Origin of the sequence: Dyadobacter sp. NIV53 (genome assembly GCF_019711195.1) — a bacterium.
Taxonomy (GTDB): Bacteria; Bacteroidota; Bacteroidia; order Cytophagales; family Spirosomataceae; genus Dyadobacter.
In genome coordinates this window covers 6,553,724-6,568,269 of record NZ_CP081299.1, presented here as the reverse complement: position 1 = coordinate 6,568,269, position 14,546 = coordinate 6,553,724, and the positions used below count along the sequence as shown (strand labels likewise).

The following is a 14,546-nucleotide window of genomic DNA, read 5'->3' as shown; positions in this document are numbered from 1 at the left end:
ATTGCATATTTTGATAGAAATTAACAACTGTTTTTTTGTCATGACAAGATTTAGCCTGCTCTTTTTATATCTCTTTTGTGTTTCTTTAGCCGCATTTTCGCAGGTTAACAAATCTGCCAATTTTCCTGACGGAACCAAAATACCCGGCTGGTTTTCGGATAGTTCAAAGATCAGTTTAGAGGCTTTGGGTAAACAGTTTATGATTACAAAACATGGAGCCACAACGGATAGTACAGTTGTGCAAACAGCCGTAATTCAAAAAGTAATTGACCTTGCCCATCAGCAGGGCGGTGGTGTAATAGTAATTCCAAAAGGTACTTTTCTGAGTGGTGCCTTATTTTTTAAGCCCAAAACCCATTTGTACATTTCGGAAGGTGCTGTGCTGAAAGGTTCAGATAAAATAACAGATTACCCCATTATGCCGTCGAGAATGGAAGGGCAAAGTCTGGACTATTTTCCTGCACTGGTGAATGCGTATGGCGTAAACGGTTTTACGATTTCTGGCAAAGGCACCATTGATGGCAACGGCTTAAATTACTGGAAAGCATTTTGGCAAAGAAGAAAAGAAAATCCTAATTGTACCAACCTGGAAGTGTCCCGCCCCCGCCTGGTTTTTATTTGGAAAAGTAACGATGTACAGGTTCAGGATGTCCGGCTTCAAAATTCTGGCTTTTGGACGAGCCACTATTACCAATGCAATAACATCAAGATCCTGAACGTGCGAATAACAGCACCGCATGAACCGGTTAAGGCACCAAGTACCGATGCAATAGATCTGGATGTATGTAATAATGTACTGATTAAAGGCTGTTACCTCGCTGTGAATGACGACGCCATTGCATTAAAAGGTGGAAAAGGGCCCTATGCTGATACTGAGCAAGGTAATGGAGCTAACACAAATGTGATCATTGAAGACTGTGACTTTGGTTTTTGCCATGCAGCGCTTACCTGTGGAAGTGAGGCGATTCACAACAAAAATATTGTGATGCGGAACTGCCATATTACGAATGCTATGCGCGTGCTTTGGCTGAAAATGCGGCCGGATACGCCACAAAAATATGAGTTTGTCAGTGTTGAAAATATTGATGGTTATGCTTATAGTCTGATCTACGTGAAGCCCTGGAAACAATTTTTCGATCTGAAAGGCAGGAAAGACGTTCCCCTATCCTATTGTGACAACATCAGCTTAAAAAACATCAACCTGAAATGCGAAGTTTTCTTTGATGTAGAACCAGGCGAATTTGATAAATTATCCAGGTTCAGTTTCGAAAACCTGAATATTACCACCAAAAATGCCACTTACAACAAATCAGTTGTTCAGGATTTTAAGCTGATGAATGTGAAGGTGAACGGGAAGATGATTGAATGATGGGAACATAAGAGCGTGTTTGGGAATTTGCTTTTTATTTACGGTGCTACAAGGTTTATATTCTAGTGTATTATGTGCCTGCACAATGCAAAACTCCTGAACCCTACCTCTTTGCAACCTATTAAAATTCCAGGCAATGAACTTTGAAGTACTCCCCATAAACATCTAGCCAGACTTGGCCAGATATTTGCGATAATGCTTGACTAGGACCTAGTGTCATTATCACGAGTATAAAATATACTAAGTAGTATTTTTCATGGAGGTTAGTATTAGTCCGTTTGAAATTTGTTCATTTATTTGATTGTAACTGTATTTATCACTGGTAAATAATAGATCAATTTGTTTATTTAAATATTCCTTTTTGTTTAAAAGCTATTCCATATTGGTTCGTTCCACATACGTTTGTCATCAATGTTATATCGATTATATCCTTTTTCATTAATTGGCCCTAATTCATGAAAATAAATTTCTCGTAAACGTGCTAAACATTTAAATGCACTTTCATAATTTACTGCATGGATATAGTAAATTTTATAATTCCATTTCACTTTGTTCTTCTTAGTCAAAACGGCAAAACCATCATATAGAAATTTTTTATTAGGCTTTACTTCCTTTCCATTTATCTTAGCTCTATAATAATTCAAATTAAATGTTTTCACAGTCATTAAGACTAAGCCTTTAGTTTTTATGCTATCGTACAGAATCGTGTCTATTAAAATTTCTAACTTTGTTGTATCGATATAGGGAAATTTATAAGCATTAAAATCCTGATTATGCTTTCTGACAAGTAGTGTTATTTCATCGTGAATTTTAATACTATCCCTATAATATTCCTTTGGCGAGACATGAACATTGTTCTGATACTTTTCTGGTGTATATATCTTGTCACTTTTTTCTTTTGAACAACCTAAAAACCACATTTCAATTAGCACTAACATCAAAATTCTCATATAATTATTTATTTACAATTCTGACATTCCCAAGAAGAACCATTCCAAATACATTTTCCCACGTTTAAGGACTCTATATTTAGTAAAAATGTTGAAACACCATGAGCAGCTTGATTCGTACTTTCATAGAAAGCGTCTACTCCATTCATACGTTCATTAGCTAAAAAGCCAAGCCCGTCACTATCTTTTTTACCTTTTCCTGATTTGTGTAAAAACTGCATTGTGAATATATTAGGATCTGCATCAATTGAACCAGCCTGAAATGGATCAAAATGTGCCATCAATGATATTTTCACTTGCTTGGCCAATTCAGGATGTTGCTTTAAATATGCTTTAATGCCTGCAACTAATCCACTTCCATACACTCCTCCCATACTGTGGGTAATTATCTTAATGGTTTCGATTATGTTACCATGGCTATCTTTAGCCAAATTCTCTATTATTCCAGCAGCATCAATCAACCCTTGTCGTTGGCCAGCTTTGTAACGAACTAAAGATACTCCATTAGACTCCGAATTTTTTGGTAGAATTCCAGCAGTAAAGGTATTTAAAAACTCACCTACTAGATCCATCGTAATATTGAGCATTTTTATCATTGAAATGTTGCTTAACATTAATATCAAATCTACCCCAATAAGCCCGAAGTCCTTCAGTATATAATTTCTGTCCATTTATGAAAATTACTAGACGTCCATCTGGGTCTACTGCATTAAAAGGTGTATTATGAACATAGTTATAAGGAGAGTCTCCAAAGTATTTCTCTGCCATTGGATCCACCACTCCCCATCTCCCGATTTCCGGCATATATGTCCTTGCCCCATAATCCAGCCACCCCGTTTCTGGCTGCTTTTCTTTACCATTATAAAGATACTTATTAGCAGCATCATTACCCGTTTTCAATATCGGCAAGCCAAAAGCATAATATTCTGTTTCCTGTAGAACTGTTCCATCCTCTTTCAATACCATACGAACATTAGTTATCCAGGTATCAAAAGCCCAAAATGGCGTCATATACGTATACCCATTAGAAAACAAAATACAAAAATAGAAACTAAAAGTATAATTAATATAATAACTTGAACAATTGAATTTTGCTTTCGAATGGTATATTTCTTATCAAATTCTGAAACTACCCAGTTTCTAGTTCCATTAATACTATAATATTTCGCCGTTAAATAATAAGACATTCTAAAAGAAATAATAATTGATAAGATTATCCAATTGTTTCCAATGAATTCATTTTCAAAATAATACATAGTTAAAGGATCGATAATTGGACCAATAAAAATTAAGAATAAACAAAATAATCCTCCTAATCCAAATCGAGCATTTTCGTAATTATTTGTTTTATATCCCCTTCTATTGAGTTGAAAAATAAAATAGTATAAGAAATCTAGTATTTTAATCATAAGTTATTTTGTCAAATTTTGTAGTTGGCTATCGAAAGCATTATTGACAGCTTGCGAGATAATTAATTTGGCTGTATCCAATGCTCCGCTGTAATCTGCAATGACATAAATAGCCATTGTAGTAGCAGTTACTGGGTTGGATAAAGCTAAAAAGTCTATGGCAGTACTAAAAACTGCTCCTCATATATCTGAAGCATGAATTGTTCCTTGCCTACTTGTATTATATAGATTACCTCCTTCTATTATTGCATTTACAATCCCCAAATCAGCTATCCCTTTACTATAATATTAGCAATTTTATCAATTGAGTTTGCCAATTGAAACCTCTTTCCCAACATTCGGACATGACCCCAATAATGGGTTGTATGTCTTCCGGCATTTCGAAAAAAATTGGGGTAATTTTTCGCAGCATTTATCACAATCTGATTATTTAATTTAAAAATTACCGTGTTAGTATGGTTTGATTAAAAGTTTATAAACTCCTTTCTAGGTAAACCCATCTGTCAGGCTTATAAAAATGAACAATATTAGCCCCTATTCGGACTTAAAAGCAATCAAAAACTAAGTTCATTTAAAATATTATTCAGACAATTTATAAAAGATCAAAAAATAAATATATTTCATGAGTAAGTTCCTTTTCTGATACCTCTCTGCATTCTTTGATTACTTTATATTCATCAACATTGGAATAATTAATTCCAGATCAAAATCGTACTTTATGGGAGTTTTGTCAAAGAAATTGAATGTCGAAATATATATTAGTTTATTCTCTTTTTTTAACCCAATTGCACAATTATCTGATTCCCAGAAATCTACAACTTCCAGTGAAAAAGTGGAATTTTTTAAATTTAATCTATCTAAAAAATTGGTAATTGTCTTATCCTTTTCCATTATATAATAAGTCTATTAATATTTAATAATTTTCTTACCGTTGAATTTCCACTTTTTAATGCTTCTTCAACAGTCATGTTTAAATATTCACCGGGAAATATTTCTAAAATGTATGATTTTCTATTTTTGAAATGAACTACTCAACGGTTACATTGAAACTATTCAAGACTTGTTTTGTATTCTGACTAGAAAGGTTCATATTTAGTTTCTAGGCAAGTGCCAATTGCGTAGCATCACTTCCAATCCCCTTTGCAATACCAAGGCTCATTTTAATTCCTTGTACTTTTTGAGTTTCCAATAAACTTGCAGGATTAATAGTTAATAAACCTCCTAATTAAGTTCCTATTTTATCATCATATTTTTTCCCACTCCCTGCCGCCAGGGTGGTGATTATTAAATAAGGAATAAATTCCATCAACAAATCCGTCTGCAAATTGCTAAGCAATATTTTCATAAACTTCATTCATTGGATCCACTACCCCCATCTTCCAATTTCCGGCATGTATGTTCTCGCTCCATAATCCAGCCACCCCGTTTCGGGCTGCTTTTCCTTACCATTATAAAGGTACTTGTTTGCTGCATCATTACCCGTTCTCTATACCGGCAAACCAAAAGCATAATATTCCGATTCCTGAAGTACCGTTCCGTCCTCTTTCAACAACAGGAAGAGTATCACCTATTTGTCAGTCATACTCTTTGATACATTCTTAGGTTATCAGAAGTACTAATAAAAAAGCACCTGTAAGAATCAACGTTTTTCATCTTTCATTACAACTGCATAACTGGATTATTTTGTTACCGGCTAATCTCCCGGATACTTCTATACCTGGCTAATTATTAACCGGTTATGAATTATCCCGGTTGAATTATAAATTACTGCCAGGTAAAACCGAAATTTTTCATTAATCGCAAAACGGGCTATTTATGAAAACTCAAACAAACCTTCACCTGTTTATCATCGTGGTATTATTTTTTGAATTTGCAAAAGCTCAGGATTCGGTCTCATTAAGAACAGTACCGAAAGCAGACTTGCAGTCATTTAAATTTGGGGTCGCCATTGGCCCTACTCTAAATTTTCAAAAGACAAACAGCGCATATCTTGCACCAGATAACAATTCTCTCAAATTTCAAAAATTATCCCCATTTTCTTTAAAACTTTCAACCAGTCTGGTATACACGAGGCTCCGATGGCACAAAAAAACCAAAGGAATGGTAGCCAACGACCAGGTCGATACCGGGGAACATATGAAGAGTCATTTGGCTGCAACAGTCCCGGACAGTGATAAATATCTGTATCCCGGTAAAGTCTCATACGTGGCCGCGCTCAATATCGCAGAATTATCTGACGGCGGAGTTGGATTTAATAAGAGTATTGAAGGAGGTATCGGTTTAGGAATAAGAATTGATCCTAATTTTCACTGCGTCGCGTTGCTGGATTTTTCGAGTTCGCGACAGATCCGTGACGAAATAAAAACCAGGTTTAATAACCAGCCGATCAAAACAGAGGGAGGCCAGGAATTGACTGCTTTGGACGAAAGTGACAATCGTTTTTTCTTTACAAAACCAATCCTGGGAATTTCTATTCGCTTTGTTTATGTGTTAGGAAATGGTGAATCCAGTTTAAATAACATCGGCGGAACGGCAAAATAATCACTTAAAAATAAAAGCCTGCCATGGTAAATTACAGCCACTTACACTCCTCATGAATAAAAAGATTCATTATTCCCCATGAAGCCTAAACCGGCAATCTTAGTATAAAAACAGTCCCTACACCCATCTCAGACTCGACTGCTAACGTTCCGCCATGGCCTTTGGTAACAATGTCATAACTTATGGATAAGCCAAGGCCGGTTCCCTGTCCGGTTGGTTTGGTCGTAAAAAAGGGCTGGAATATTTTTTGCCTTACATGCTCCGAAATACCGGTACCGTTATCTCGCACACGAATTTCCACAAAATCTTCCAGGCGATGTGTACTGACTATAATGGTAGGTTTGTAATCAGACTGGCCATTATTCTGCTGCTTTTCTTTAACGGCATAAAATGCGTTGTTAAACAGATTTAAAAGTACCCGGCCCAGATCCTGAGGAGCAGCATTGATCTTTCCGATGCCACTGTCCCGCTCGTTTACCAGCTCTGCCTGAAAAGACTGGTCTTTTACCCTAAAACCGTGAAACGCCAGCTTGATATATTCATCAATCAGCAAATGCAGGTTTGTCGGCTTAAGCGTACCACTGCTGCTGCGGGAGTGTTCCAGCATCCCTTTTACAATGTTGTCTGCACGCTTGCCGTGCAGGATGATCTTTTGTAAATTATCTTTTATGTCACCAGCAATAGCCTTTGCCTCATCAGGGTCGCCGTTTTCCAGCTCCTGCAGTATTTCTTCGGCCAGTTCCGCACTTACCTCAGAGAAATTATTTACAAAATTCAATGGGTTCTGAATTTCATGTGCGATACCGGCGGTTAACTCTCCAAGGGAAGCCATCTTCTCGGAATGGATCAATTGTGTCTGGGTTGTCTTGAGCTTGGTAAGTGTTTGTTCCAATTCTGTTTTTTGAACTTCGAGCAATCCATTTGCCTTTTGTTTGGTACGATAAGCGTAAAAGCTCATCCCGGCCAGCGCAAGCATTAATCCCATTCCACCCATTAATGTAGTCTGGCGTGTTTTGGTCAACGCATCCTGTTTTTGCTGCTCGGCCTGTGCCGCCTGCCGCTGTTTTTCAAAGGCATAATTCATATTCAATTCGGTAGTCTTGCGAATATTCTCCTTTCCACGGACCGAATCCGCAATGGATGCAGCAATTTTATGGGTTGCCAGTGCACGAGGAAAGTTACCCGATTTCTCATAACATAATGACAACTCCGAATACATTTCCCCGGTTTGCAAATCATATATATCAGCATTTTTCAGGGCTTCAAAACTTTTCTCGAAATATGGGATTGCAGCCACATACTTTTCCTGCATTCGCTTGATAACGCCCATGGAGGAGTAAGTCTGGTGAATATTAAGCGGCTGCCTCGATTCGTCCGCAATGCCAATAGCCTGAGTATTTAATTTTTCAGCATCATTAAACTTTTTCTGCTTTGCTAAACTGGTGGCAGCACGCGACAAACTGGTTGCCTCGATGCCGGTATCACCCATTTCCTTGGCAAGGCCTGCTGCTTTCATCGCGTAATCGTATGCTTTCTGATTGGTCTTCAGCTCACTGTAAAGTGCCGCAAGATTGGTATATGCATATAATTCAACATTTTTCAGAGAAACTTGTTTGGCTAACCGAATTGACTGCTGCATGCTTTTTTCAGCCCTTTTTATGTCACCGATATTGCGTAAGGTATTTGAGATATTTAGCATGCAATAAGCTTGCGAGCTGACGTCGTGCTGAGCTTCCGCAATTTTTAATGCCTTTTGCTGATAAAAAAGTGCCTGTGGCTGATTGGAAAGCATCTGGTATGAGATGCCAATGTTCATGTAAATAGTGCCTAATGTACCCAATATGTCCTTTTGATTTTCCTTGTCTGCCTCTGCAATAGTTGCCCCTTTTTCAAAGAACATCAGCGAGCTGTCGTACTTACTTTGCATGCCGTACATGGTACCATATGAATTGTAGACTTTGAGCAACTGTACATTATTTTTGAGGGCAGTGAACATTTTTATGGCTATTTCCAGGTTTTCCTTCGCCGCCGCAAAATTTCCTTTGTAAGAATTATGATTGGCCAGTTTAGTTCTGGCACGGGCTTCTCCTGCAGGATAATTGCTCTTTTTTGCAAATTCAATCGTCGATACACTCAGGTTCAGCGCAGAATCTATATTTATTTGTGCCAGTAAATCTATTTTGTCAATAAGCCGGTTAATACGTCCGGTATCCGTTTTCGCACGATTGATCAGCAGGTTTATGCTATCAATTTTCGGATTTTGAGCTCTGGCCACGACCGTGCCTAAAAGCAGGAAAATAACAATGCTCAGGTATTTCATATTAATTTTCAGATTCAGTTGCCGGTACCCACCTACTATTAATGGACTAAAATTTGAATTTAATAATTACACGAAAGTCGGTTTAATACATTATTTTTCTAAATATCCCAACATTCAGGCAAGAAGGATTTTCCTCTTAACATCACATTTTCATTAATATGCCAAACATTAAAAATACAATTATTTAACCCAATATAAATACCATAACTTCTTGATAATTAGAAATTTCTACAAATTATTTCAATAAATAGAACTATCTATATATTAAGATTAAAAGACTTTTTAATCATCAATAAATCTAAGTTTACTATGAAATGAAAAGCTTGTTTACCCTACAACCAGATTATCCTATACCAGACTTTCCCATTTTTTAAAATGGCGATTTCGTACAATACATTTAAATCACCAGGCTTAGCCATACAAAGCCCCTTCACCTTGCATTTCAATTATTGTTTATATTTTCGAGAGGGACAGGCATTGTTTTTGTCTGGCGGGCTACACTATTTCGGTTGTTACGATAGCGCAGAAGCGATGCTGATCAGATACAATATTAAAAAATGATGACTGGACATTGCTTTGATATTCACATCATTGCACAAATGTTATATTTAATTTAAAGAGTATACGTAAACACCATGAATTTTCGTAACTTTAAGCACACCGCTTCACATTTCAACCATTTCGATATGTTATCTTTCACATTTTTATCATCGGACTCGGCTTTGAGTTTGCTAAAACTACATTGTGCCGAATGGAAGTCACTATATGCCAATGAAATTAAATCCCGTCACAATCTGGGAATATTGCATAGGCTGGAGAATAATGAGGCTCAAAATTGTTACCATAGCCGCTTGTATATTTCCGGTATCCAAACAAGACATTTACATGAAATCAATGAACTCAATGTAATTAACAGGGAAAAACGTTTGTTCCTTAAAGGCAAACAAGAGCTTGAAAATGCAGCCTGGAAAAACAGCTGATCGTTTATTTCTCAGGAATGTTGTTTCGTATAGGCATGTACGATTTGGAACTTGCTACATAGTATTCTTTTTTTGATCTCTTCTGCACTTTCCAGCAGCAGGATATTTTCCGACTGGTTTATGCCCAAATACTTAAACCTTGATCTGCTGAGTAAAGTCCCGGTTTCCAAAAAGCCTCCTATTTGGATTGTTTGGAAAAATGTCAAATTTTTGTCATCATCTGATTCGCCCAAAGCAACGATCCGTGCGTCGTAAAAGGAAGAACCATTAAAATTTCTGCTGATTGCTATACGATAATTCCTGCCTTTCCAGGACAATGTTGTGACGCCATATTGCGGAAAACTGCACCAGTACAGCTTTTCATTTACTTGTTCCGGCGCATACCGGAGAATCATCGGAATGCTATCCGGGACTATTTTCCCAAAACGTACGGACTCGTATTGAACCATATGGAATTTCTTGTAACCACTTTTGAATTGGTCATTTTTAGTTTTCCAAAACCGGCTCAGCGCTTTGGGATAAAAAGTTGTTTCATCGCTAAAATCCAGGTTGTTATTGCAGTCGATTCTCATGACATTATTGCCATAACTGTCCTGGCCAGTAATTACATACACAAAACAATTGATAGGCTTTTTGGATAAGATTGTTTGATCAGGAACCCAGTTCCAGCTTTTCAGTAAGCTGTTATACAATTCAGGACCGATTTTACCCTGATGATAATTCTGGTAAACGAATTGTCTTGCGTTAAGCCATTCCATATACCTGACTACATGATGCCAATTGTCCGGAATGCCCTTTATGGATGGGTACGTAGCCACCCATGGCGATCCGATAAGATTTTCGGATGATGGTTCTTGATTCAGAACAGAATAAGTTTCTTCAAAAGGGCCGAAACCATTTTCAAATGTAATGGGTAATTCCAGCACCACTGTCTTGCTGTCCTTTCGCGGACTGCAAGTGTCAAACATAAATACTTGCAGCAAACCAAATCGTTGTAAGCTTCATCCGGAGAAGCGTTTTGTTTGAAAATACTTAATAAGTTACAAACAAAACGGCCTTCCTTCTAAAAATACTCATTTAAATTTTTGGTGATAACGACTTAGGGATTAATTCGTTGTAGTATTTTTTTATTGGGATTAAATATTAAGATATGCATCCTTAAACTTTTTATACCCGGCCGAATCCAGCTTTTCCTTTGGATTGTCTCTACCAACTTCCAGTCCTGGCGGTTCAAAAATTTGCTTTTTATGATCTTCCTTAAAAGCCGCCGTATCCTTCAATAAACCTTGGTGCTTAATCCTGTTTTGCATTAATCCGGGCATCAATAGCGGATACGCGCAATCTGTTATTCGTTGCCGTTTCCTCCTTTTCCAGTTCTGCTTTGTAAAGGCTTTTACCACCAACAACAAGCTGGGTAGTTTTGTATCCTCTGCCGGAAAATTCAAGCGTGTCGCCTTCATTTACGAGCAGATCAAAATAACCGTCTTCACCGGTTACCATTCCCTGATTGGTTCCTTTTACCCAAACTACCACGAGATCAAGCACGTCTCCATTGCCTTTTGAAGTGACAATCCCGTTAATTTCCTTTTGTAACGGTTTTGCTTCAGCAACAAATGCGGCTGCGATCAATACGAGTATCCGGATTTTCTTCATCATCTATGCTGATTAGTTTTTTTTCTATTTTTTCCTGAACCGATCGTCTGTCAAAGCTTCCAGAAACGCTACGATATCGTTTACCTCGCCGTCGGAAAGGTTGAGCGAACTGCCCAGTGAAAGGTCACGGTTGATACTATTGCTTACAAACTTGTCGGGTGTATTGTAATATTGAACCACTTCTTTTAGCGTCCTGAACATAGCATTGTGCATGTATGGTGCTGTAACTGCCACATTCCGCAAGCCAGGCACTTTGAACATGCCGATATGAACGCTGTCTTTTGTAATCTTAAACCGTCCCGGATCTGTTAATTCCTTTCCATTAAATAAACCTATGCTTTTGAAACGGTCGGCAGTGAAATCCTCTCCCGAATGACAAAGTGCACAATTTGCCTTACCGATAAACAATATACGTCCGCGAACGGCCTCAGGCGACATAGCCTTTTCATCTCCGTCCAGGTAACGGTCATAAGGGGTGTCGGTCGTTTCCAGTGTTCTTTCAAAAGACGCAATGGCACTTAGCAAATTCTTTTGATTGACATCCGTTTTAAATATTTTTTGAAAAGCAGTACTGTAAAAGGCATCTTGTTTTAACCTTTCTACCGCCTGCTCTATGGGCAGGTCCATTTCATCATGTGACGACAACGGCCCCAAAATCTGTTCTTCCAGTGATGAAGCCCTGCCGTCCCAGAAAAAGTCTGTCCTTCCGGAAAGGTTTGTCAGCGGCGGGCTGTTTCTCGAAAGACGTGTGCCTTTATCACCGATACTAAAAGCGGCAGTGTCTGCAAAAGCAAAAGCGGGAATATGGCATGAAGCGCAGCTTATAGCCCTGCCTTTTGACAGGATTGGATCGGAAAACAGTTTCTCTCCTAATTCTTCCCTGGTGGAAACATCATTTTCCTGGTACTGAAATGCCACGGTGGTCACGAAAATCAGTACACCAAAGATATTTCTGATTCTAAACATCTTAATAAAATTCGGTTTCAATTAACCTGAAAAGATTTTTGGAATGGAATGCATATTCCGTCTTCATTGCTACACAAAAGGCCTTTTATAGTCCCTTTTACAATGAAATCTTTCCTGGTAAGTTTTATTTTCTGCCTGAATTCTGCTTTTTCAAGAAAGTAAGTATAGGCTACATCCCACGTTGGGTCAACGGTTTTTTTAGGTTTTACCGGCTCAATTTTGCCGACAAGATTATAACCGTCTGTTTCAGCAAACCTGAATTCTGTGGGAAGCGGACCAATGTCATTCCTGAAATCAGAAGAATACAATTTCCAGTTTTTGTCAATGCTGGCTAAAAAAACCAGTTCTATCTCCTCGCCTGCTTTGGCTTCTTTATTTGAAACAGATATGTCCCACTTTGAAATTTCACCGGCGTCCTGTGCCTGGATTTTTACAGATAGTAGTAAGAAAAATAAAAGGAATTTCCTGGTCATGAGTTTGCCTGATTAATAAAATACCACCGTACTGGTAACAGATGGGATTTATAATTTCCAAATTGATAAATTTTATAAGTTAAGTAAGTTAAACAACTGCAAAGCGCATTTGGATTTGCTTTACAGTTGTTTCAAATTACCGGCGTGTCACTTACCTAAAATAAATCATTTTTATTTTGAGCTCTTCGCAGATGAAGTATTGACAGAAGTAAACGCAGCGGGAACCGGCTCAGCGATCAATTCATCCAGGTCTTTGTTCCATTTTTTTACATATTCCGTATAGTAATCTCCGGTAATGGTTCCGGTATATCCTGTATGTATCTGGCGAACATCTCCATTACGGTCAATCAGGATCGTGGTCGGGAATGCCATCATACGGTTCAGGGCAGGAAGTTTTTCAGAAGCAACTTTCTTATCTGCAATTCCGCCGAACAGAATATCATATTCAATTCCGTATTTTTTCTTCAAGGTACCCAGTGTATATTTTGCATATTCCAGGTCATCTTTTTGTTCAAAACCAATCGCAATTGCTTCTACGCCACGCGCTTTGTTTTCTTTAAACCATGGAGAAAGAAACGAAGTCTGGTCTGTACAGTTCGGGCACCACGTTCCAACGATCTCGACGATCACGACTTTTCCTTTATACTTGTCATCACTCAACGACACGTTTTTGCCGTTCAGGTCAGGAAGTGTAAAATCGAGTTTGGTATAACCTTCTTTCAAATGCGTCAGTTTATAAGGATCGGGCAAAGCAGCCTGGGCATTTTTGCTTCCTTCAAATTTAGTATTATCATAAATTCCGGAACTGATCACTCCTGTGATTGAACCATCTTCATTGATTTTCCCTTTGTAAACCCTTGGGTTTGGGCCTGAGAAATGCGAAAGTACAAATTCATCGCCTTCAACCACGCCTTCCAGCTCACGGCTGTCCCCTACTGTTGACATAACAACACCGGTCAGCTTGTTACCTTCCTGTTTAAGAAGCGCAATATTGTCAGGCATTTTAGCTTTGCTGAAAACCTGCAAATCCCATTTACCTGTTAAATTGTGCCTGGTTGGCTGTTCTTTTCCTTTTTCCACAAAACGATAGTCTTTCCCATGTTCCGCCGAGAAAGGAAGTGAGCTTCCACGGAAACCAGGCACAAGGCTTCTGTATTCGCCTGTGATTTTACCGTCTGACTCCACATTGGCAACCAGTGCGGCATCATAGGTATTCATTTTTACAAAAATAGAATCTCCGCTTAATTTGGTCACCTTGAAGTCATCACGGCGCGTTCCGTTAAGTAAGGTCAGAACCGGATGATCTTTGTCTTTTGCATTGTATTCGAAATTGAACGGAATATGCGTTTCGCTGATTACGAACTCCCCGCGCCAAATTCCTTGTTTCGGTGACTTTGCGTGAGGTTTGTCATCCGATGCACTTGCAAAACTGCTTAAAATAGTGGCACCTGCCAAAGCCACCGCCTTCATCTGGTTGTTGATTTTCATACAACGTGATTTGTTAAAATTGAAAAATAGTTAATCATATAGCCTTACCGGAATTATCCGAAAGAACTCTCACTCTGCCGGAAACATTTGCAGGATTTTTTCCGGGGAATATGTTAACCAATTAAAGGTGGTTTCTAATCAGTCGTTTCTAAAACGTGGACAAATGTAGGACAGAAAAAAAATGATCACAAATATTTGTCTACTAATTTTATAGAGTTTATAGGTTTATTTGGTTTCGTACCACCAAGATGCGGTATATTGAGCTGTTAGCTTTCAATTTAACAAAATGTTTGTCACACTGAACGGTCCGCCGTGCGGTAACTATCGCTCGATCAATCATCTTAGCTAACTATTAACTCCTTTTTTAATAATTCACCCGATAAGTTAGGTTTTAAAT

Annotated in this window: 14 protein-coding genes and 1 pseudogene; 3 read left to right on the top strand and 12 right to left on the bottom strand. The window is 38.1% G+C overall.

Annotation, left to right across the window (positions count from 1 at the left end; translation table 11 throughout):
- Positions 1-40: 40 nt before the first annotated feature.
- On the top strand, positions 41-1,369 hold the full coding sequence (locus KZC02_RS26895; RefSeq protein ID WP_221391488.1) for a glycoside hydrolase family 28 protein: 1,329 nt from the start codon (positions 41-43) through the stop codon (positions 1,367-1,369).
- A 365-nt stretch (positions 1,370-1,734) separates the two neighbouring features.
- Here the strand turns inward: KZC02_RS26895 and KZC02_RS26890 are convergent, their stop codons facing one another.
- From KZC02_RS26890 to KZC02_RS33455, 5 genes and pseudogenes are all read right to left on the bottom strand, one after another.
- Complete coding sequence (locus tag KZC02_RS26890) at positions 1,735-2,319, bottom strand: hypothetical protein (RefSeq protein WP_221391487.1); 585 nt, start codon at positions 2,317-2,319, stop codon at positions 1,735-1,737.
- Between the two features lie 8 nt (positions 2,320-2,327).
- A complete protein-coding gene (locus KZC02_RS26885; RefSeq protein ID WP_221391486.1) occupies positions 2,328-2,906 on the bottom strand; it encodes a hypothetical protein in 579 nt (192 codons plus the stop codon).
- Positions 2,875-3,330 (bottom strand): RHS repeat domain-containing protein, encoded by a 456-nt coding sequence (locus KZC02_RS26880; RefSeq protein ID WP_221391485.1) that lies wholly within the window; start codon positions 3,328-3,330, stop codon positions 2,875-2,877. The genes KZC02_RS26885 and KZC02_RS26880 overlap by 32 nt, the downstream gene beginning before the upstream one ends.
- Positions 3,331-4,391: 1,061 nt before the next feature.
- On the bottom strand, positions 4,392-4,619 hold the full coding sequence (locus tag KZC02_RS26875; protein WP_221391484.1) for a hypothetical protein: 228 nt from the start codon (positions 4,617-4,619) through the stop codon (positions 4,392-4,394).
- A 475-nt stretch (positions 4,620-5,094) separates the two neighbouring features.
- Positions 5,095-5,190, bottom strand: a pseudogene (locus tag KZC02_RS33455) (RHS repeat-associated core domain-containing protein); the annotation flags it as partial.
- A 353-nt stretch (positions 5,191-5,543) separates the two neighbouring features.
- On the opposite strand from KZC02_RS33455, the gene KZC02_RS26865 reads away from it, so the two are divergent.
- Entirely contained in the window at positions 5,544-6,269 is a 726-nt protein-coding gene (locus tag KZC02_RS26865) for a hypothetical protein (protein WP_221391483.1), read from the top strand.
- A gap of 85 nt (positions 6,270-6,354) precedes the next feature.
- Here the strand turns inward: KZC02_RS26865 and KZC02_RS26860 are convergent, their stop codons facing one another.
- Complete coding sequence (locus tag KZC02_RS26860) at positions 6,355-8,589, bottom strand: ATP-binding protein (RefSeq protein WP_221391482.1); 2,235 nt, start codon at positions 8,587-8,589, stop codon at positions 6,355-6,357.
- A 686-nt stretch (positions 8,590-9,275) separates the two neighbouring features.
- On the opposite strand from KZC02_RS26860, the gene KZC02_RS26855 reads away from it, so the two are divergent.
- Positions 9,276-9,569 (top strand): hypothetical protein, encoded by a 294-nt coding sequence (locus KZC02_RS26855; protein WP_221391481.1) that lies wholly within the window; start codon positions 9,276-9,278, stop codon positions 9,567-9,569.
- Between the two features lie 11 nt (positions 9,570-9,580).
- Here the strand turns inward: KZC02_RS26855 and KZC02_RS26850 are convergent, their stop codons facing one another.
- The 6 genes from KZC02_RS26850 to KZC02_RS26825 form a co-directional block, all read right to left on the bottom strand.
- Positions 9,581-10,537, bottom strand: a complete 957-nt coding sequence (locus tag KZC02_RS26850) for a hypothetical protein (protein WP_221391480.1) — start codon at positions 10,535-10,537, stop codon at positions 9,581-9,583.
- A 168-nt stretch (positions 10,538-10,705) separates the two neighbouring features.
- The gene (locus KZC02_RS26845) at positions 10,706-10,849 is read right to left on the bottom strand and encodes a hypothetical protein (RefSeq protein WP_221391479.1); all 144 of its coding nucleotides are present in this window, start codon (positions 10,847-10,849) and stop codon (positions 10,706-10,708) included.
- A gap of 13 nt (positions 10,850-10,862) precedes the next feature.
- Positions 10,863-11,225, bottom strand: coding sequence for a carboxypeptidase-like regulatory domain-containing protein (locus tag KZC02_RS26840; RefSeq protein WP_221391478.1), 363 nt, complete (start codon positions 11,223-11,225; stop codon positions 10,863-10,865).
- Between the two features lie 21 nt (positions 11,226-11,246).
- Positions 11,247-12,188 carry a cytochrome-c peroxidase gene (locus tag KZC02_RS26835; RefSeq protein WP_221391477.1) on the bottom strand — a complete coding sequence of 314 codons (942 nt, stop codon included), beginning with the start codon at positions 12,186-12,188 and terminating at the stop codon, positions 11,247-11,249.
- A gap of 17 nt (positions 12,189-12,205) precedes the next feature.
- Positions 12,206-12,661, bottom strand: coding sequence for a protein-disulfide reductase DsbD domain-containing protein (locus tag KZC02_RS26830; RefSeq protein WP_221391476.1), 456 nt, complete (start codon positions 12,659-12,661; stop codon positions 12,206-12,208).
- Between the two features lie 171 nt (positions 12,662-12,832).
- Positions 12,833-14,149, bottom strand: coding sequence for a peroxiredoxin (locus KZC02_RS26825; protein WP_221391475.1), 1,317 nt, complete (start codon positions 14,147-14,149; stop codon positions 12,833-12,835).
- Positions 14,150-14,546 lie beyond the last annotated feature (397 nt).